We start from the raw sequence: 19,181 nt of genomic DNA on the forward strand, positions 1-19,181 counted from the left end.
CATCACGTGACGTGCGGGTACGCCGCGCTCTCGCGCCGCTCGCGCTCGCCCAGCTCGCGCACCAGCTCCTGGAGAAATGAGTCCGTAAAGGCGGGCAGGGTGCGCTCGGCGCGGACATAGATGCCGAGATCCGACCAGACCGGGCTGCCGGCATTGTCGAGCGGCAGGAACACAAGCTGCGCGTCGCGCGACAGCCTGCCGATGCCGAGCTGGGTCTGGAAGGCGATACCGACGCCGCGCGCGGCGAGCTCGCGCATCAGGTCGATCGAGTTGGCCAGGATCGCCGGCTCCGGCGTCTCGGACAGCTGTGCGATCAAGGGCTGCAGCAGATGATAGATCGACAGCTCCGGCAGCGCCTGAATGACGGGGAAGGCGAGACATTGCTCCAGCGTCACGGTCTTGCGGCGCGCCAGCGGATGTTCGCGGGCGATGAGGGCACCGAGGCGAAACCGCTTCAACGCGACCTGGCGCAGGTCGGGCGGGTGCCTGAGCGCGATGGCGATGCCGATATCGGCTTCACCCCGCCGCAGGGCCTCGAGCACGTCGGATGACCCCATCACCTCGGTGGTGAAGCTGACGCGCCGGGCCCTGCTGCGATGCGAGGCAATCAGATCCGGCAGCACCGACTCCGTGAGGGACTCGATGCAGGCGATGCTGATGGTGCCGTGCCAGGCCCCGGACAGCGATGCGACGTCGGAACGGAAGCGATCGAGGTCCTGCAGCACGTTCATGACGTGGCGGGCCAGCATCTCGCCCACGGTCGTGAGCGTCAGGCCGCGCGCGGTCCGCTCGAACAACGGAGATCCAACCTCTTGTTCAAGCTTGAGAATCTGGCGGCTGACGGCTGACGAAGCCACGTTCAAAAGGCGCGCCGCAGCCCGGATCGAGCCGGTGCGACGGACGGCGTGGAAATACTGGATGGAAGGTGAATGAAAGCGCATGGGACCCCTGGTCCACTATAGCTGTTGCCGAAACGGCAGCAACCTGTACGAATCTCTCTGCCTTTTGAGAACGCTGATTTCACCCTAGTGTCATCCGCCGACGGGCCCTTCGGGCCCGCGCGGCGACGCGCCCGCAACGATGCGGTGGGGGATTTGGGGTGAACGAGACGATCGCTTGCGAGCTGGGGCACGGGCGGGAGGCCCGCCTGGTCGATCGCCGCCGCGCGGCTGCTTATGTCGGCGTCACCGCCGGCCGCTTCGAGCAGCTGGTGCGCGACAACGTGGTGCCGCCGCCTGTCATGATCGACAACAAGCGGCGCTGGCCGATCGCCTTGCTCGACGATGCCAGGGAAGCGGTCGGCAGCAGCTTGCCGTCGGTCCCGGCAGTGAAGGCGGATGTCGAGGCGCGTCCTTGCGACCGCGACGCCGTGCCTGCTGCGCGCGAGCTGCCCGATGCGACCTGGTTCGAGCAGCGCGCGAGCTTCGTGCAGCGGGTGCGACGCTCGCTGCTTTCGGGCAACGAGATCCGCCTGCTGCGCGAGTTCAAGCTGCTGAGGCAGAACCAGATCAGCATGTACGGCTATTACGGCAGCTTCGAAGCGCTGATGGTGCGCGGCTACATCGTCGAGATCGACCGCAAGCCGCCGTCGAGCCGTCCGCTGGTGACGTATCGTCTCACCGCGCCGGGCCAGCAGGTGATCGCGGCGCTGAAGGACGAGCCGGTTTTCTGACCCAGAGTTGCAAGCCGCGGCCTTGTTGCCTATGGCGGACAAGTTGCGCCGCCGGCCAGCCCGGCGCCGCTCCTGTCGCCTCGGAAGCAAATCGCGAGGCGCTCTCTTTTCGAGATCGATAAAATTGTCTGCAATCCGCTCAGGAGAGGCAAACCGTGCGGACAAGAAGCGCGGCGCCTTAAACCAGAGTTTTGGAACCGGCCTGCATTCTGCCGCAAAAGGGCAGGGCATCAACATGGCAGTTCTCAAGGAGGTCGTCGTCGCAGTCGTGGGAGTCTACGCGCTCCTGTACGCATGCGACGCATTGTTCGGGATCGGAGAGGCGCGCTTCGATGATTCCTACTACAGCGCCAGCTTTTACGCGCCGCGGCCACAGGAATTCCGCTTCGCCAGCGACACGCCGCCGGCGACCCGTGTCAGCGACGCCTTTGCGCAGTTCTCGGCGGCCGAGGCCAGGCCGAACAAGCGCTACTCGTCGCTGACGACGATCATCCGCTAGGCGCGCTCGGTTGCGTGATCGCCCGGATGCTGCCCCGCGCGCTGCGGGATCAGCAGCAGGCAGATCACCATGAATGTCGCAATCACGATCGAGGCCAGCGGCCGGCTGAGCGCCAGCCCACCTTGGTAGAGCGGCTTGTCGAGGAAATCGCCGACGGTTGCGCCCAGCGGTCGCGTCAGGATGAAGGCGGCCCAGAACAGGGTCACGCGAGAGACACGCGTCCAGAAATAGAGTGCTGCGACAATGGCGAGCCCGGCCGCAAAGATCAGCGCGCCGCCGCGATAGCCCATGTCGCCGGTGTCGGCGATCCAGTCGCCGAGTGCGGTGCCCAGCGTCTGCGAGAAGGTGATCGCTCCCCAATAGAAGGCTTCCGCCCGCGGCGTGCTGACGCTGTTGACCGAGATCGTGCCTTCGGTGCGATACCAGAGAACCAGCACCAGCACGAGACAGGCGAGCAGCAGCGTCGCGCCGCCGGTGTAGCCGATCCCGAGCGAACGGTCGGCGAAGTCGGCCATCGTGGTTCCGAAGGTGGTCGAGGCCGCGATGGTTGCCCAATACAGCGCCGGATGAAATTTCTGCGCGCGGATCTGTGCCGCGACCAGGACGACCAGCGCCCCCAGGAACAGGCACGTGCCGGCGAGATAACCCCAGTTCAGCGTCATCGTCACAGTGTCGCCGCCGGTCTCGCCCAGCGTCGTGGCGGCGATCTTGATGATCCAGAAGCCGAGCGTGACCTCGGGGACCTTGCTTTCGCTTGCAACAGCGCTCTTGGCGGAATCTTGCATGATCTCCTCGCGGCGTCCCGCATACGCGATGAATCGCGTTGCCGACGTCGTAGCAGTTGCCAAACGGCAACGGCGGAGATCAGTTTCATTGCATCAATGACGAGAAGGAGGCGGCTGCCTTCAACAAGGCGTGACGCTCACTCTCCCTGGATCCATTCCGCGAGGCCACGCCACAGCGTGTCGCGGTGTTCGGGGCGGAAGAAGCCGAAATGGCCGATCGCCCTGGCACCGACGTCGGACGGCTTCACCGTCAGCACTTCCGGCTTGATCGCAGTGAAGCCTGACGTGAGCAGCTCGACCGCGGGGCGCGTCGCCCAGGGATCGTCGGAGAAGCAGAGCGCGCGCAACTCGCCTTTGAACCTGGCAAAGTTCTCCAGCGCCGGCAGTTTCGAATCGAACAGATAGCGCGGGCTCGAAACCCAATCGGCCCATTGCAGGAACACCCCCTTGGGCAAATCCTCGCCGATGCCGGCCCAGCCCGGCGCGTAGCCGAGCGCATGGGTGAGGGGCACGCCGACAAAATTCATGAAGGCGAAGACGCGGTATTTTTCAGGCGACGTCATCAGCCGCCAGGTCGCAGCCTGCGAGGCCACGAACGCCGCGCGCGAAATCTCGCTGTTGTTCTCGATCAGCCCGAGCGCCTGGCCTCCGAAGGAGTGGCCGACGTAAGCGAGCGGAAGGCCGCGATAGCGCTCGCGCATCCAGCGCACCGCGGCGGTGACGTCCTGCGCGGCCCAGTCCGACATCGAGGCCTTGAAACCAACCAGCGATTTCGGCTTGATGTGGCCGACCATCGCCGGCAGGCGGGAGTCGCCAATGCCGCGATAGTCGTAAGTGAGCACCGCGCAGCCGCGATGGGCAAGGTAGGAGGCAAAGCCCTTGTAGATCTTGCGCGGGACGGCGGTCGCCGAATTGATCAGGACGGCATTGCGCTTGGCGCCGCGAGGCAGAAACAGCGTGCCTGCTAGCGCATATCCGTCGGTCGCCGGGAAGCTGATCTCGTCGATGAAAACGTCGTCCAGTGGCGCGTCCATGGGGGAAGCTGTCTTGCCGGTTTCTTCTGCCGCCCCCTAGCAAATGCGAATTCGGCTTTGCTCGCAAGGGTTTGCGTTGCAAAATGGATTTACAACTGGCGGTGTCGTGCCAGCCTGTGTATAAGGCGGCCCTCGCAACCCACAGATCAGGTTGCACTTTTTGCTTCACGGAGAGATTGCGATGTCCGAGCGGTGGACGCCCGAGTCCTGGCGCAGCAAGCCGGTGCTACAGGTGCCCGACTATCCCGACGCCAAGGCCCTGGCCGACGTCGAGGCGCAGCTTGCGACCTTTCCGCCGCTGGTGTTCGCCGGCGAGGCGCGCAACCTGAAGAAGGCGCTGGGGCGCGTTGCCGCCGGCGATGCCTTCCTGCTCCAGGGCGGCGATTGCGCCGAGAGCTTCGCCGAGCACGGCGCCAACAACATCCGCGATTTCTTCCGCGTGCTGCTGCAGATGGCGGTGGTGCTGACCTATGCCGGCGCGGTGCCGGTGGTGAAGGTCGGCCGCGTCGCCGGCCAGTTCGCCAAGCCACGGTCGTCGCCGACCGAGAAGGTCAATGGCGTCGAGCTGCCGAGCTATCGCGGCGACATCGTTAACGACATCGCCTTCACCAAGGAAGCGCGCATTCCCGATCCGCAGCGCCAGCTGATGGCCTATCGCCAGTCGGCCGCGACGCTGAACCTTTTGCGCGCATTCGCGACCGGCGGCTACGCCAATCTCGGCAGCGTGCACGAGTGGATGCTTGGCTTCCTCAAGGATTCACCGCAGTCCCGCCGCTACAAGGAGCTGGCCGACCGCATCTCGGACGCGCTCAACTTCATGCGCGCCTGCGGCCTCGATCTCGAGAGCCATCCTGAGCTGCGCGCCACCGATTTCTACACCAGCCATGAGGCGCTGCTGCTCGGCTACGAGCAGGCCATGACCCGGGTCGATTCCACCACCGGCGACTGGTATGCGACCTCGGGTCACATGATCTGGATCGGCGACCGCACCCGTCAGCTCGATCATGGTCATGTCGAATATTTCCGTGGCATCAGGAACCCGATCGGCCTGAAGTGCGGCCCTTCGCTCAAGCCCGACGAGCTGTTGAAGCTGATCGACGTGCTCAACCCCGACAACGAGCCCGGCCGGCTGACCCTGATCAACCGCTTCGGCTCCGACAAGGTCGCCGATCATCTGCCGGGCCTGATCCGTGCGGTGAAGCGCGAGGGCAAGGTGGTGGTCTGGTCGTGCGATCCGATGCACGGCAACACCATCACCTCCACGACGGGCTACAAGACGCGGCCGTTCGACCGTGTGCTGTCCGAGGTGAAGTCGTTCTTCACGATCCACGCCGCGGAAGGCACCTATGCCGGCGGCGTGCATCTGGAGATGACCGGCCAGGACGTCACCGAGTGCATCGGCGGCGCCCGCGCCATCACCGACGAGGATCTCAACGACCGCTATCACACGGTCTGCGATCCCCGTCTCAATGCGGAGCAATCCATCGACATGGCCTTCCTGGTCGCCGAACTGCTGAAGCAGGAACGCGCCGGCAAGGTTCGGCCGATGCCGGCCGCAGCGGGGCTCTAGGACCTTGCTGCGATTCTGGAAGGCCACGATCAATTCCCGCAACGGAATGGCCTTTGCGTTCCGTTCGGAACAGGCCATCCGCGAGGAGATCTTTGCGCTGATCCTGTCGCTGCCGGTGGCGTGGTTCGTCGCCGCCACCGCGATGCGCGCCGTCGAGCTGGTGTGTGCGGTTGCGTTCGTGCTGGTCGTGGAGCTGCTCAACACCGCGATCGAGAAGCTCGCCGATCGCCTGACCATGGACCACGACAAGCAGATCGGCCGGGTCAAGGACATGGGCTCGGCCGCAGTGGGCGTCGCGCTGTTGATGGCCGGCGCATTCTGGATCATCGCCATCATCGAGCGATTGGGTTTCCTCTAGCTGGACGAGACGACCATGACCGAACGTCTCAGCGCATTCGCGGTCACGCTCGCCCAGCTCAATCCGACCGTGGGCGACATCGAGGGCAATGCCGCGAAGGTTCGCATCGCACGAGCGCGCGCCATCGCCGATGGCGCCGACCTCGTGCTGTTTCCGGAATTGTTCATCGCCGGCTATCCGCCGGAGGATCTGGTGCAGAAGCCGGCCTTCCAGGCCGCCTGCCGCGCGGCCATCGAGGCGCTCGCGCGCGAAACCGTTGACGGCGGCCCGGCATTGCTGGTCGGCACGCCCTGGGTCGAGGACGGCAAGCTCTACAATGCCTGCGCGCTGCTCGATGGTGGGCGCATCGCGGGCCTTCGCTTCAAGTGCAATCTGCCGAATTACGGCGTGTTCGACGAGAAGCGGTTGTTTTCGCGCGGACCTGCCTCGGGCCCTGTCACCGTGCGCGGCGTGCGGATCGGCGTGCCGATCTGCGAGGACATCTGGCTGGAAGAGTCCGAGGATTACGAGAACGTGGTCGAGACGCTCGCCGAGACCGGCGCCGAGATCATTCTGGTGCCGAACGGCTCGCCCTATGCCCGCGACAAGAACGATGTGCGCCTGTCGGTGGCGGTCGCGCGGGTCACCGAGAGCGGCCTGCCGCTGGTCTATCTCAATCAGGTCTGCGGCCAGGACGAGCTCGTGTTCGACGGAGCCTCGTTCGCGCTCAATGGCGATCTCTCGTTCGCCGCGCAATTGCCGGCGTTCGCAGAGAGCATCACGACGTTGCGCTTTACCAGGAACGGCGGCGATTGGCGCTGCACCGGTCCGATCGCCGAGCAGCCGGAAGGCGACCGCGCCGATTACGCTGCCTGCGTGCTGGGCCTGCGCGACTATGTGACCAAGAACGGCTTTCCCGGCGTGCTGCTCGGCATCTCCGGCGGCATCGATTCCGCACTGTGTGCGGCGATCGCGGTCGATGCGCTCGGTGCCGATCAGGTGCACGGCGTGATGCTGCCTTATCGCTACACGGCAGCACACTCGATTGCCGATGCCGGCGAGCTCGCCGGCCATCTCGGTATCCGTTACGAAGTGCTGCCGATTGCGGAAGCCGTAAACGGCTTCGAGACCATCCTGTCCGGCCTGTTCAAGAACCTGCCGCCTGACATCACCGAAGAGAATCTCCAGGCCCGCACCCGCGGCACGCTGCTGATGGCGATCTCCAACAAGACCGGGCTGATGGTGGTGACGACAGGCAACAAGTCCGAGATGTCGGTCGGCTATGCCACGCTCTATGGCGACATGAACGGCGGCTTCAATCCGATCAAGGACATTTACAAGACGCAGGTGTTCCGGTTGGCGGCGCTGCGAAACAGCTGGAGGCCCGACGACGCGCTGGGGCCCGCGGGCGAGGTGATCCCGCCCGACATCATCACGCGGCCGCCGACGGCCGAATTGCGCGACAACCAGACCGATCAGGATTCACTGCCGCCTTACGACGTGCTCGATGCGATTCTCGAACGTCTGGTCGAACACGAGGAGCCGCTCGAGGCGATCATCGCAGCCGGCTTCGACCGCGAGACGGTGACCCGGATCGACCATCTCCTCAACGTCGCCGAATACAAGCGCCGCCAGGCCGCGCCGGGCGTGAAGGTGACGCGGAAAAACTTCGGCCGCGACCGCCGCTATCCCATCACCAACCGCTTCCGCGATCGGGGCGAAAAGCTGCCCGCACCCGACGAGACGCTGATCTCGCGCGGCGGTCAGGCGTCGATCGACGCGTTCGAGGGATGAGTTGACAGAGTAGGGTGGGCAAAGCGAAGCGTGCCCACCATTTCGAGCGGTGGGCACAGCGCTACGCGCTTGTGCCCACCCTACGGTCGCCGTGGTGTGGCTGATTACTTTTGCTGCTGCGGCAAGAACTGCGGGCCAACCGAGCGGATCGGCTTGTTCTCCGACGTGGTCGTGGGGCTCGCATCCGCAGGCGGGGTCGCGGCCGGTGCGGCGGCGGTGGCCGGCGCTGCGCCCTTCTTTGCATTCGCCGGCGCGCCCTTGGTGAGCTGCCGTTGCTGCATCTTCTTGGCGCTCTCCTCGGTGACGATGATGTCGCCCTGCTGCTCCACGGCGGCCTTGTCGTCGGCCGATTTCAGCGCGTCGGCCCAGCTCTGGCCGGCCGCCTTGCAGGAGCAGGACGGGTTGAACTCGCTGCGGAATTTGAAGGCGGTCGGCAGCGCCGTGTAGGGCTGGCCGCTGATGGAGACCGCGGAGCTCATGTCCTCACCGGGATTGCGGTGGGCGTAGAGGGTGGCTTCGGCCGCTGGACAAAGCGCCTTGCAGGTCTTCTCGTCGTCGGGGAAGCGCGCGGGCACGGTCGCATACGAGATCGGGAAATAGGCGCCGTCGCAGGTGCGCACGCAGACGGTGCGATAGGTGCCGGACTGCGGGCCGCCGAAATCGGCTGGCGGCGCGCCCGGCGGATTGTTGGGGTTGTTGCCGCCACCGAACAGATTGCTCAGGAAGTTGCCGCCCTGCGACTGCACGGCATTGGCGTATTGCGGGCCGCAATTGTTCTGCGCCAGCGCCATCAGCACCGAGCGGCGCTGGCTGTCGCGTTCGGGGCTGCCGCCGGGACCGCCACCGCGCAGGCGCTCGAGATTGCCGGTGATCTGGTCCAGATTGGCGCGCATCTGCTGGATCTGGGTGTTGACCGGACCGCATTGTGCGGATTGGCCGTTGAACAGCGAGAAGAAGCCGGAGGAGTCGCAGCCCATGCGCTTGGCCTGCATGGTGACGCGGTCGAGCTCGGCCTGCTGCTTGGCCTGGGAATCCTGGTAGCGACGGATCTGGTCCTCGCGTGCGGGATCGCCGCCCGTCCCGCGGTCGAGCGCGGCGAGCTGACCTTCAAGGCGCACGCACATCGGGTTCGGGCCGAGGCCGCCCTGGGCAGGTGGAGGCGGCGGCGCGCCCGGCGGGCCAGCCTGTGCGAAGGCATCAGTCGCGAGCACGAGGCTGAGAAGCACTGTGCTGGCAATGAGGAAGCGGGGACGGGACAGAGACAAAAATTCAGGCATATCCGCCATTCTAGCGAGGTCACGGCCCTCAGTGATCTGGGGGGCCGACGCGCGCCCTCCAATAGCCGCTTCCGGCGGCATCGTCACGTCGTTTCAGGGGCCGAAGACAGGTCCTAAGGTCCGCCAGCTCCGAGCGAAATTCAGCGCTGGCACGTGATTGCGACATATTCGTCGCAATGGCCATGGGAGCAATTTGCGCCGGATTTGGGGACAGACCCGGTAATTTCGTCGGGATCGACTCGGCGGTAGCTAGATGCCTGTGCAAAGTCTCGTGACTGGCAGTAGCTGCGGGCGACCTGCGCGCCGCATTTTTCGCCCTTGGCCAGACACTGGTCGACGCCATAGCCGTCGGGCTGGTTAGAAATGATGAAGATGCGGGTCTCGGCGCAGGCGCTGGAGGCGCCAAGGATCGAGGCGCCAAGGATTGAGGCGCCAAGCATCGAGGCGCAGCAAATGAGCGCGAGCAAGGATCGCATGAAAACACCTTGGGGCAAAAAACAGGAACCGCCGGTTCCAGAATGGGCTCAAATGGTTAAGGATGATGAACCATCCCGGCGGGGGCGACGGGCTTTGCGGAAATAAAGCGGCATTTCCGTGGCTCTCTTGACGAAAGCCGGCCTCAGGGCCCATATGTCGCCGCATGAACGGTCTCCTCGCCATCTGCATTATTTGCCGCGAGATTACGAGCTAGCGATTCGCTGGCTGGAGCCGTCTTTTCTCAAAACACATTGAGAGCACTGGACGCCCGGCCAACAGCCGATGGGTGTCCATATGGAATTGCGTCTTCACGATACGCTGACCAGAGAAAAGCGGCCCTTTGTGCCGCTCGATCCGAACAACGTCCGCATGTATGTCTGCGGACCGACCGTCTATGACTACGCCCATATCGGCAATGCGCGGCCGGTGATCGTGTTCGACGTGCTGTTTCGGCTGCTCCGCCATCTCTATGGCGAGGCCCACGTCAAATATGTCCGCAACATCACCGACGTCGACGACAAGATCAACGACCGCGCCGCGCGGGATTTTCCCGGCCTGCCGCTGAACGAGGCGATCCGCAAGGTTACCGAGCAGACCGGCAAGCAGTTTCACGCCGACGTGGACGCGCTTGGGTGCTTGCGGCCAAGCGTCGAGCCGCGCGCGACCGAGCATATCGGCGCGATGCGCGAGATCATCGAACGGCTGGTCAAGGGCGGTTTCGCCTATGTCGCCGAGGATCACGTGCTGTTCTCGCCGCAGGCGATGAATGCGGTCAATGACGGACTGCCGCGCTATGGCGCGCTGTCGAAGCGTTCGCTGGACGAGATGATCGCCGGTGCCCGCGTCGACGTCGCCCCCTACAAGAAGGATTCGACCGACTTCGTGCTGTGGAAGCCGTCCAAGCCCGGCGAGCCGTCCTGGCCGTCGCCATCAGGCATCAAGGTCGAGGGGCGTCCGGGCTGGCACATCGAGTGCTCGGCCATGGCCTGGAAGCATCTCGGCGAGCAGTTCGACATCCATGGCGGCGGCATCGATCTCGTGTTTCCGCATCACGAGAACGAGATCGCCCAGACCTGCTGCGCCTTCCACCAGCAGCGCATGGCGAACACCTGGATGCACAACGGCTTCCTGCAGGTCGAGAGTGAGAAGATGTCGAAGAGCCTCGGCAACTTCGTCACCATCCACGAGCTGCTCAAGGACTGGCCGGGTGAAGCGCTGCGCCTCAACATGCTGAAGACGCATTACACCTCGCCGATCGACTGGACCATGAAGTCGCTGGAGGAGAGCGCCAAGACGCTCAACGATTGGTATCGCTTTGCGGCCGACGTGGCGCCCTCCAAGCCCGCGGCGTCTGTGGTCGACGCGCTGCTCGACGATCTCAACACGCCGCAGGCAATCGCGGCGCTGCATGGTCTGCGCAATGCGTCCGATGCGGCCGGCCTTTCGGCCTCGCTGCGTCTGCTCGGCTTCCTGTCCGAGAGCCTGGCGCAATGGGAAGGCCGCAAGCGCGAGGCGAGCGGCGTCGATGCCGGCGAGATCGACCGCCTGATTGCGGAGCGCACGGCTGCGCGCGCGCGAAAGGATTTTAGGGAATCCGATCGGATCCGCGACGAGCTCGCCGCCAAGGGCGTGGTGCTCAAGGACGGCAAGGATGCCGACGGCAAGCCGGTGACGACCTGGGAGCTGGCGTGATGGCACAAGCGCATCCCAAGCCCGGCTTGCGGCCGTTCCTGCCGGCCGATGTTCCGATGCTGGCCGCGATCTTCGCTGCCAGCATCGAGGAATTGACCGGTGACGACTACAGCGAGGCGCAGCAGCAGGCCTGGATGGAGATGGCGGAGGACGAGGAGTTCGGCAAGCACCTCGCGTCCGACCTGACGCTGGTGGCGACGCTCGACGGCTCCCCCGTCGGCTTTGCCTCGCTGCGCGGCGCCGACCATATCCGCATGCTCTATGTTCATCCGGCCGCGGCGGGGCAGGGTATCGCAACCCTGCTGGTCGACGCGCTGGAGAAGCTTGCCGGCGGCCGCGGCGCCACTAACCTCACGGTCGATGCCAGCGACACCGCCCAGAACTTCTTCGCCAAGCGCGGCTACACGGCCCAGCAGCGCAACAGCGTCACCGTCAACGATGAGTGGCTCGCCAACACCACCATGAAAAAGACGCTCGGAGCGACGCAATGAGTAAGGAGCGCCTCTATCTGTTCGACACCACGCTGCGCGACGGCGCGCAGACCAACGGCGTCGATTTCACCCTGGCCGACAAGCAGGTCATCGCTGACATGCTCGACGATCTCGGCATCGACTATGTCGAGGGCGGCTATCCCGGCGCCAATCCGCTCGACACCGAGTTCTTCGGCTCCAGGCCGAAACTCAACCATGCGCGCTTTACCGCGTTCGGCATGACACGGCGGGCAGGGCGCTCGGTCTCCAACGATCCCGGTGTCGCCGGGCTGCTGGAGGCGAAGGCCGACGCGATCTGTTTCGTGGCAAAGTCCTCGGCCTATCAGGTGCGCGTCGCGCTGGAGACGACGAAGGAGGAGAACCTCGCCTCGATTCGCGACAGCGTCGCGGCGGCGAAGGCCGCGGGCCGCGAGGTCATGCTCGACTGCGAGCATTTCTTCGACGGTTACAAGGAAGATGCCAGCTTTGCGCTCGCCTGCGCCAAGGCGGCCTTCGATGCCGGCGCGCGCTGGGTGGTCCTGTGCGACACCAATGGCGGCACCATGCCGCACGAGGTCGAGACCATCGTCGCTGAAGTGACAAGACACATTCCCGGCGACCATGTCGGCATCCACGCCCATAACGACACCGAGCAAGCGGTGGCGAATTCGCTGGCCGCGGTGCGCGCCGGCGCGCGGCAGATCCAGGGCACGCTGAACGGCCTCGGCGAGCGCTGCGGCAATGCCAATCTCTGCTCACTGATCCCGACGCTGAAATTGAAGAAGGAATTTTCGGACGCCTTCGAGATCTCGGTGACGCCGCAAAAGCTGGCGACGCTCGTCAAGGTCTCGCGCACGCTCGACGACATGCTCAACCGCGTGCCGAACCGCCATGCGGCCTATGTCGGCGAGAGCGCCTTCGTCACCAAGACAGGCATCCACGCCTCCGCCGTGATGAAGGATCCGCAGACCTACGAGCATGTGCTGCCTGAACTGGTCGGCAATCACCGCAAGGTGCTGGTGTCGGACCAGGCCGGCCGCTCCAACGTCATCGCCGAGCTCGATCGTGCCGGCATTCCTTACGAGAAGAGCGATCCGAAGCTGACGCGACTGGTCGAGGAGTTGAAGGAGCGCGAGGCGCAGGGCTACGCCTATGAATCCGCCAATGCCTCGTTCGACCTGCTGGCGCGCCGGACGCTCGGCAAGGTGCCGCATTATTTCGAGGTCGAACAGTTCGACGTCAATGTCGAGCAGCGCTACAACGCGCTCGGCGAGCGCGTCACCGTGGCGCTCGCCGTGGTCAAGGTCGACGTCGCCGGCGAACGCCTGATCTCCGCCGCCGAAGGCAACGGTCCCGTCAACGCGCTCGACGTCGCGCTGCGCAAGGATCTCGGCAAATACCAGAAATACATCGAGGGCCTGACGCTGATCGATTACCGCGTCCGTATCCTCAATGGCGGCACCGGCGCGGTGACGCGCGTCTTGATCGAGAGCGAGGACGAGAACGGCGACCGCTGGACCACGGTCGGCGTGTCCCCGAACATCATCGACGCCTCGTTCCAGGCGCTGATGGATTCGGTGATCTACAAGCTCGTGAAGTCGGGCGCGCCGGCGTAAACCCCACGACGGCTGTCATACCCCGCGAAAGCGGGGTATCCAGTACGCCGCGGCTTCTCCGTAACGCCGCGGCGTCTCGGAGTACTGGATCGCCCGGTCAAGCCGGGCGATGACAGCGGAGAATGAGGAGAGAGCAAGTCATGATCGACCACATCTCCGTCGGCGTCAGCAATCTCGATCGCTCCGCAAGGTTCTATGAGGCCACGCTCGCCACGCTCGGGCTCACGCGCCTGGTCACCCGGCCGCGCACGGTCGGCTTCGGCAAGGCCTATCCTGAATTCTGGATCAATCTGCGCGAGGCCATGCCGCCAGTCCCCCCGGAGAGCGGTGTGCATATCTGTCTGCGGGCGAAGACGACAGGAGAGGTCGATGCATTCCACGCTGCTGCGGTTGCGAACGGCGGCGCCTCCGACGGCGCGCCGGGCCTCCGTCCGCATGACCGCGTGCGCTATTACGCGGCCTTCGTCGTCGACCCCGACGGCAACCGGATCGAGGCGGTGACGTTTCCGCAGGAGTAGCGCATGATCCGGAAAAGTGTGTGGCGGTTTTCCCTCGCGACAAACGCGGAACGCGTTTGCGCGGAGATCATGCGCAAGCAAAAAAGCTCTACAGCTTGCGCGCGACTTCCGGCGCCATCTGCTTTTCCGTCTCGGCGATCTGTGCCGCAGCCGCCTTCAGCTTCGGCAGGATCTCCTCGACGCGATCGGCCTTGAGGATGTCGACCGAGAGGCCGGCGCGGATGAACTCGGTCTGGCGCATGTGCGACAGCAGCGAGAACAGCGGCTCCCAGAAATTGTCGATGTTGGCGAGCAGCACCGGCTTGGCGTGCCGGCCGAGCTGCTTCCAGGTCAATTGCTCGACCAGCTCCTCCAGCGTGCCGATCCCGCCGGGCAGCGCCACGAAGGCGTCGGAGCGCTCGAACATCAGCCGCTTGCGCTCGTGCATGTCGGGCGTGACGATCATTTCCTGCACGCGCGTCAGCGCATTCTCGCGCTTGCGCAGGAATTCGGGAATGATGCCGGTGACGGTGCCGCCGTGGTCCAGCACTGACGTCGCGACCGAGCCCATCAGGCCCAGCGAGCCGCCGCCATAGACAAGGCGGATATTGTTCTCGGCCAGCGCCTTGCCGAACGCTTTGGCGCCTGCGGTGAAGTGGGGATTGGTTCCGGGGCCGGAGCCGCAATAGACACAAACGGTTTTAATGGTGCTCATTGCTGTCATGATGCATTGCAGCGAAGTGGCGTCAAGCCCTTCAGGTGATTCGGACCACCCGGAAATCTACCGGTAAACGGCGACAAACAATCGAAGATTCGCCATCTGGCGGGGTGCTTTGGCATCGGGAAGTCTCTATATGGGGGGCACAAATCGTTAATCGCAGCGCCGCCCGCCTTTGGTGGGCCCTCAGGCTTTCTTGATGGACCAACCTCAATCGCTAGACGGCACCGACGTTCCTGCCTCCGCTGCCGGACCGCTGGAGCGGGCCACGCTGATGGGCACGCTTGCGCATCTGTGGCCCTATATCTGGCCGAGCGACCGCTTCGACCTGAAAATGCGCGTGGTCTGGTCGATGGTGCTGCTGCTCGCGGCCAAGTTGATCACGCTGACGGTGCCGTTCAGCTTCAAATGGGCAACCGATGCGCTCACCGGGGCCAACACAGCGCCGGTGCAGGCCGGCAACTGGCACCTCTGGGTGGTCGCATCGCCGCTGCTGCTGACGGCGAGCTACGGCCTCATGCGCATCGTGATGGCGGTGCTGACGCAATGGCGCGACGGCATCTTTGCGCGTGTCGCCATGCATGCGGTGCGCAAGCTCGCGAACATCACTTTCATCCATATGCACGAGCTCTCGCTGCGTTTTCACCTCGAGCGCAAGACCGGGGGCCTGACGCGCGTGCTCGAGCGCGGCCGCGCGGGCATCGAGGTCATCGTGCGCATGGTGATCCTTCAGCTGATCCCGACCATTGTCGAGGTCTCGCTGCTGATGGCGGTGCTGCTGTGGCAGTTCGACTGGCGCTACGTGGTCGCGACGCTGATCACGGTGGCGGTCTACATGTACTACACCTACGTCGCGACCGAGTGGCGGATCGGCATCCGCCGCAAGATGAACGATTCCGACACCGACGCGAACACCAAGGCGATCGACTCCCTGCTCAATTACGAGACCGTCAAATATTTCAGCGCCGAGGCGCGCGAGGCGCAACGCTACGACCGCTCGGTCGCGCGCTACGAGGAGTCGAGCGTCCACGCCTACACATCACTCGCCGTGCTCAACACGGGGCAGGCCGTGATCTTCACGCTGGGGCTGACCGCGACGATGCTGATGTGCGCGATCGGCGTGCGCAACGGCACCAACACGGTCGGCGATTTCGTGCTGGTCAACGCCATGATGATCCAGCTGTACCAACCCCTGAATTTCATGGGCATGGTCTATCGCGAGATCAAGCAGGCGATCATCGACATCGAGAAGATGTTCAACGTGATCCACCGCGAGGCCGAGATCAAGGACGCGCCCGGTGCGCGGCCGCTGGTCGTTTCCGCCGGCACCGTGCGCTTCGAGGACGTGCGCTTTGCCTATGAGCCGAAGCGGCCGATCCTCAAAGGCATCAGCTTCGAGGTGCCGGCCGGCAAGACGGTGGCGATCGTCGGCCCGTCAGGCGCCGGCAAGTCGACCATCTCGCGCCTTCTCTTCCGCCTCTACGACGTCTCCGGCGGCAAGATCCTGATCGATGGCCAGGATATCCGGCAGGTCACGCAAGCGAGCTTGCGCGCCTCGATCGGCATGGTGCCGCAGGACACGGTGCTGTTCAACGACACCATCCGCTACAACATCCGTTATGGCCGCTGGGATGCGACCGATGCCGAGGTCGAGGAAGCCGCAAGTCTTGCGCAGATCGACCATTTCATCCGCATGGCGCCGATGGGCTACGAGACCCAGGTCGGAGAACGCGGCCTGAAATTGTCGGGCGGCGAGAAGCAGCGCGTCGCGATCGCGCGCACCGTCTTGAAGGCGCCGCCGATCCTGGTGCTTGATGAGGCGACGTCGGCGCTCGACACCCACACCGAGCATGAGATCCAGGGCGCGCTCGACCGCGTCGCGAAGAACCGCACCTCGCTGGTGATCGCACACCGCCTCTCGACCATCGTCGGCGCCGACGAGATCATCGTGCTGGAGCAGGGGCGCATCGCCGAGCGCGGTACCCATGCCAGCCTGCTCGCACAGGACGGACTCTACGCCAGCATGTGGAACAGGCAGCGCGAGGCCGAGGCCGCGCGCGAGAAACTGGCTCGTATGGCCGACAGCAGCGAGGCGCCCAACCGGGAGCCGCCGCCGGTCGAGGACGCCCTCGCGGCGCAGGCGGCCGCGGAGTGAGCTTGTCTCCGGTCCCAACTCTGGCCTAAACAGGCCGGCGCGACGACCCGCGCCACCAACCCCTCCAGCGGCAGATAGCGATGTCCATTCTCGATTCGATCCAGCGTCAGATCCCGCCGATCCACAAGGAGGGCTATCCCTTCATCGGCGGCTTTGCGCTGGCAAGCCTGGTCCTGTTCTGGCTGTGGTCGCCGCTGGGATGGATCGGCACGATCCTCACCGTGTGGTGCGCGCTGTTCTTCCGCGATCCCGTTCGCGTGACGCCGCAGCGCGACGGGCTCGTGGTGTCGCCGGCCGACGGCCGGGTCTCGATGATCACCATGGCGTTGCCGCCGGCCGAGCTTGGCCTCGGCGACCGGCCGCTGCCGCGCATCTCGGTGTTCATGAGCGTGTTCAACTGCCACGTGAATCGCGCTCCCGTCGCGGGCAGGGTGGACCGCATCGCCTATCGGCCGGGCTTGTTCATCAACGCCGAGCTGGACAAGGCGAGCGAGGACAATGAGCGCAATTCGCTCGTTATCTCGACGCCGCAGGGCCGCATCGGCGTGATCCAGATCGCGGGCCTGGTGGCCAAGCGCATCGTCTGCTTCGTTAGGGAAGGGCAGGCGGTCGGTGCCGGCGAGCGGTTCGGCCTGATCCGCTTCGGCTCGCGACTCGACGTCTACCTGCCGGTCGGTACCAAGGCGCTGGTCTCGGAAGGGCAGACAGCGATTGCGGGCGAGACCATCCTGGCCGACCTCACCGGCGACGACCCCGGCCGCACCTACCGCGCCAGTTGACCAAGACGCCGCTGTCGGGGGCCTTCCGCCGCGATGGCGGAGGGGAGCACGGCTTGCTATATCTCGCCCAGAGGTAAGGACGAGCCAATGACGCCCTACGACGACCGAGATCCAGATATTCGCCGCCGGCGGTTCCGCCCGATCCCGGTGCGGATGCTGGTGCCCAATGTCATCACGCTGCTGGCGATCTGCGCCGGGCTGACGGCGATCCGGCTCTCGATCGAGGGGCGGATGACGCTCGCCGTCTACGCCATCGTGTTCGCGGCCGCGCTCGACGGCATCGATGGCCGCATCGCGCGGCTGATCAAGGGCCAGTCCAAATTCGGTGCCGAACTCGACAGCCTCGCCGACTTCGTCAATTTCGGCGTCGCCCCGGGACTGATGCTGTACTTCTGGCAGCTGCACGAGCTCGGCAATGCCGGCTGGATCGCGGCCATGGTGTTTGCGATCTCCATGTGCCTGCGGCTCGCGCGCTTCAACGCCACGCTTGATGATCCGAACAAGCCGGCATTCGCCGCCAATTTCTTCACCGGCGTGCCGGCGCCGGCCGGCGCCATCACGGTGATGTTGCCGATCTATGCGGCGTTCCTGGATCTCGGGCGCTGGCCTGCGGCTCTGACGGCCGGCTACACGCTGCTGATCGCCTTCCTGATGGTGTCGCGGCTGCCGGTGTTCTCCGGCAAGAGCATGCGCATGCGGGTGCCTCCCGAACTCGTGCTGCCCGCGTTCGTCGCGGTGATCTTCTTCATTGCGCTTCTGATCAGCTATCCCTGGTACGTGCTGTCGATCGGCACGGTGCTGTATCTGCTCGCCCTGCCGCTCGGCTACAAATCCTACCGTGACCAGGCGCGCGCGATGCAGGCCACCACGCCGCCCAGCGGCGAAGTCCCGTCGCCGCCGTCGGCGCCGACACTGACAAGCCTGTCGGAGCCGCCGCACGACGACGACCGGCCCGGACGGCTGCACTGAGCGATCGCACGCGGATATCTGCCATGAGGCCACCCGAGTTGGGTTAAGGCCCGATCTCGGCTATATCGCCCTGTGTCGGCGGCATCGCGTCAATCAGCCGCCAATCTGGGAGAGAACGCCGTGACCAATACCGCGACCGGGCCGCTGCCCGCTTCCGTCCTCGAAGCGCTGGGCCGCTATGACACGCCGACGATCTGCAATGCCATGGAGATCGTGGCGCCGGAGCGCCGCCTGATCGGCTACACCACCAAACAGTTGGTCTGCCCGTTCCCGGATCTGCCTCCGATCGTCGGCTATGCCCGCACGGTTGCGATCCGCTCGGTCCTGAAATCCTCGCTCCCGGCCGAGGAACAGTCGAAGCGCCGCATCGAATATTATGAGTATGTCGGAACCGGCCACGGTCCGCGCATCTCGGTGATCCAGGACATCGACGGCCCCGACGTTGGCTACGGCGCGTTCTGGGGCGAGGTGCAAAGCAACGTGCACAAGGCGCTCGGCTGCCTCGGCGTCATCACCGACGGCTCGATCCGCGACATCCCGCAATGGGCTCCTGGTTTCCAGGCGCTGGCCGGTTCGATCGGCCCGTCGCATGCATGGGTGCATGCCGAGAGCTTCGGCGGCGAGGTGCGCGTCGCCGGCATGACCGTGAGGTCGGACGATCTGATCCACGCCGACCGGCATGGCGCCATCGTGATCCCGCTCGACGTCGCTGCGAAACTGCCTGAAGCCGCCGAGCTCTGCGGCCGCCGCGAGACGCCGATCCTCGAGATCGCGCGCAGCCCCGACTTTTCGCTGGAGAAGCTCAAGGCCGCGCTGAAACGCTCGGCGGAGATTCACTAG

The 19,181-nt window shown here is 65.1% G+C and carries 19 protein-coding genes; 13 read left to right on the top strand and 6 right to left on the bottom strand.

Going from position 1 to position 19,181, the window contains the following annotated elements:
* Positions 1–2: 2 nt before the first annotated feature.
* Positions 3–941: a LysR family transcriptional regulator gene (locus XH98_RS33285; protein WP_271621101.1), complete on the bottom strand. Its 939-nt coding sequence runs from the start codon at positions 939–941 to the stop codon at positions 3–5.
* Between the two features lie 158 nt (positions 942–1,099).
* Here XH98_RS33285 and XH98_RS33290 point away from each other — a divergent pair, with 158 nt between their 5' ends.
* Together XH98_RS33290 and XH98_RS33295 are read left to right on the top strand one after the other, a co-directional pair.
* Entirely contained in the window at positions 1,100–1,672 is a 573-nt protein-coding gene (locus tag XH98_RS33290) for a hypothetical protein (RefSeq protein WP_271603243.1), read from the top strand.
* A gap of 235 nt (positions 1,673–1,907) precedes the next feature.
* Positions 1,908–2,171: a hypothetical protein gene (locus tag XH98_RS33295; protein WP_271603242.1), complete on the top strand. Its 264-nt coding sequence runs from the start codon at positions 1,908–1,910 to the stop codon at positions 2,169–2,171.
* On the opposite strand, the gene XH98_RS33300 is transcribed toward XH98_RS33295, so the two are convergent.
* Both XH98_RS33300 and XH98_RS33305 read right to left on the bottom strand, forming a co-directional pair.
* Positions 2,168–2,956, bottom strand: coding sequence for a COG4705 family protein (locus XH98_RS33300; protein ID WP_271621102.1), 789 nt, complete (start codon positions 2,954–2,956; stop codon positions 2,168–2,170). The genes XH98_RS33295 and XH98_RS33300 overlap by 4 nt on opposite strands.
* Before the next feature lie 137 nt (positions 2,957–3,093).
* Positions 3,094–3,990, bottom strand: a complete 897-nt coding sequence (locus XH98_RS33305; protein WP_271621103.1) for an alpha/beta hydrolase family protein — start codon at positions 3,988–3,990, stop codon at positions 3,094–3,096.
* Between the two features lie 181 nt (positions 3,991–4,171).
* Between XH98_RS33305 and XH98_RS33310 the strand changes: the two genes are divergently transcribed.
* The 3 genes from XH98_RS33310 to XH98_RS33320 are packed head-to-tail and all read left to right on the top strand — an operon-like array spanning position 4,172 to position 7,691.
* Complete coding sequence (locus XH98_RS33310; RefSeq protein ID WP_271621104.1) at positions 4,172–5,560, top strand: class II 3-deoxy-7-phosphoheptulonate synthase; 1,389 nt, start codon at positions 4,172–4,174, stop codon at positions 5,558–5,560.
* A gap of 4 nt (positions 5,561–5,564) precedes the next feature.
* Positions 5,565–5,918 carry a diacylglycerol kinase gene (locus XH98_RS33315; protein WP_271603238.1) on the top strand — a complete coding sequence of 118 codons (354 nt, stop codon included), beginning with the start codon at positions 5,565–5,567 and terminating at the stop codon, positions 5,916–5,918.
* Positions 5,919–5,933: 15 nt separating this feature from the next.
* Positions 5,934–7,691, top strand: coding sequence for an NAD+ synthase (locus XH98_RS33320; RefSeq protein ID WP_271621105.1), 1,758 nt, complete (start codon positions 5,934–5,936; stop codon positions 7,689–7,691).
* A 104-nt stretch (positions 7,692–7,795) separates the two neighbouring features.
* On the opposite strand, the gene XH98_RS33325 is transcribed toward XH98_RS33320, so the two are convergent.
* Both XH98_RS33325 and XH98_RS33330 read right to left on the bottom strand, forming a co-directional pair.
* A complete protein-coding gene (locus XH98_RS33325; RefSeq protein ID WP_271603236.1) occupies positions 7,796–8,977 on the bottom strand; it encodes a DUF2865 domain-containing protein in 1,182 nt (393 codons plus the stop codon).
* A 131-nt stretch (positions 8,978–9,108) separates the two neighbouring features.
* Positions 9,109–9,444, bottom strand: coding sequence for a hypothetical protein (locus XH98_RS33330; protein ID WP_271621106.1), 336 nt, complete (start codon positions 9,442–9,444; stop codon positions 9,109–9,111).
* A 295-nt stretch (positions 9,445–9,739) separates the two neighbouring features.
* Here XH98_RS33330 and cysS point away from each other — a divergent pair, with 295 nt between their 5' ends.
* The 4 genes from cysS to XH98_RS33350 all read left to right on the top strand — a co-directional run bounded on the left by cysS (position 9,740) and on the right by XH98_RS33350 (position 13,741).
* Positions 9,740–11,137 (top strand): cysteine--tRNA ligase, encoded by a 1,398-nt coding sequence (gene cysS / locus XH98_RS33335; protein ID WP_271621107.1) that lies wholly within the window; start codon positions 9,740–9,742, stop codon positions 11,135–11,137.
* Positions 11,137–11,628 carry a GNAT family N-acetyltransferase gene (locus tag XH98_RS33340; RefSeq protein WP_271603233.1) on the top strand — a complete coding sequence of 164 codons (492 nt, stop codon included), beginning with the start codon at positions 11,137–11,139 and terminating at the stop codon, positions 11,626–11,628. The genes cysS and XH98_RS33340 overlap by 1 nt, the downstream gene beginning before the upstream one ends.
* Complete coding sequence (gene cimA / locus XH98_RS33345; protein WP_271603232.1) at positions 11,625–13,223, top strand: citramalate synthase; 1,599 nt, start codon at positions 11,625–11,627, stop codon at positions 13,221–13,223. The genes XH98_RS33340 and cimA overlap by 4 nt, the downstream gene beginning before the upstream one ends.
* A gap of 140 nt (positions 13,224–13,363) precedes the next feature.
* Complete coding sequence (locus tag XH98_RS33350) at positions 13,364–13,741, top strand: VOC family protein (RefSeq protein ID WP_271603231.1); 378 nt, start codon at positions 13,364–13,366, stop codon at positions 13,739–13,741.
* Between the two features lie 88 nt (positions 13,742–13,829).
* Here the strand turns inward: XH98_RS33350 and XH98_RS33355 are convergent, their stop codons facing one another.
* Positions 13,830–14,435: a TIGR00730 family Rossman fold protein gene (locus XH98_RS33355; RefSeq protein ID WP_271603230.1), complete on the bottom strand. Its 606-nt coding sequence runs from the start codon at positions 14,433–14,435 to the stop codon at positions 13,830–13,832.
* A 202-nt stretch (positions 14,436–14,637) separates the two neighbouring features.
* Between XH98_RS33355 and XH98_RS33360 the strand changes: the two genes are divergently transcribed.
* The 4 genes from XH98_RS33360 to XH98_RS33375 all read left to right on the top strand — a co-directional run bounded on the left by XH98_RS33360 (position 14,638) and on the right by XH98_RS33375 (position 19,181).
* Positions 14,638–16,593, top strand: a complete 1,956-nt coding sequence (locus tag XH98_RS33360) for an ABCB family ABC transporter ATP-binding protein/permease (RefSeq protein WP_271603229.1) — start codon at positions 14,638–14,640, stop codon at positions 16,591–16,593.
* 74 nt (positions 16,594–16,667) lie between these two features.
* Positions 16,668–17,372, top strand: a complete 705-nt coding sequence (locus tag XH98_RS33365) for a phosphatidylserine decarboxylase (RefSeq protein WP_271603331.1) — start codon at positions 16,668–16,670, stop codon at positions 17,370–17,372.
* Between the two features lie 87 nt (positions 17,373–17,459).
* Positions 17,460–18,341: a CDP-alcohol phosphatidyltransferase family protein gene (locus XH98_RS33370; protein WP_271621108.1), complete on the top strand. Its 882-nt coding sequence runs from the start codon at positions 17,460–17,462 to the stop codon at positions 18,339–18,341.
* Positions 18,342–18,461: 120 nt separating this feature from the next.
* Positions 18,462–19,181, top strand: coding sequence for an RraA family protein (locus XH98_RS33375; RefSeq protein WP_057759062.1), 720 nt, complete (start codon positions 18,462–18,464; stop codon positions 19,179–19,181).

The organism is Bradyrhizobium sp. CCBAU 51745 (genome assembly GCF_028128715.1).
GTDB lineage: Bacteria > Pseudomonadota > Alphaproteobacteria > Rhizobiales > Xanthobacteraceae > Bradyrhizobium > Bradyrhizobium manausense.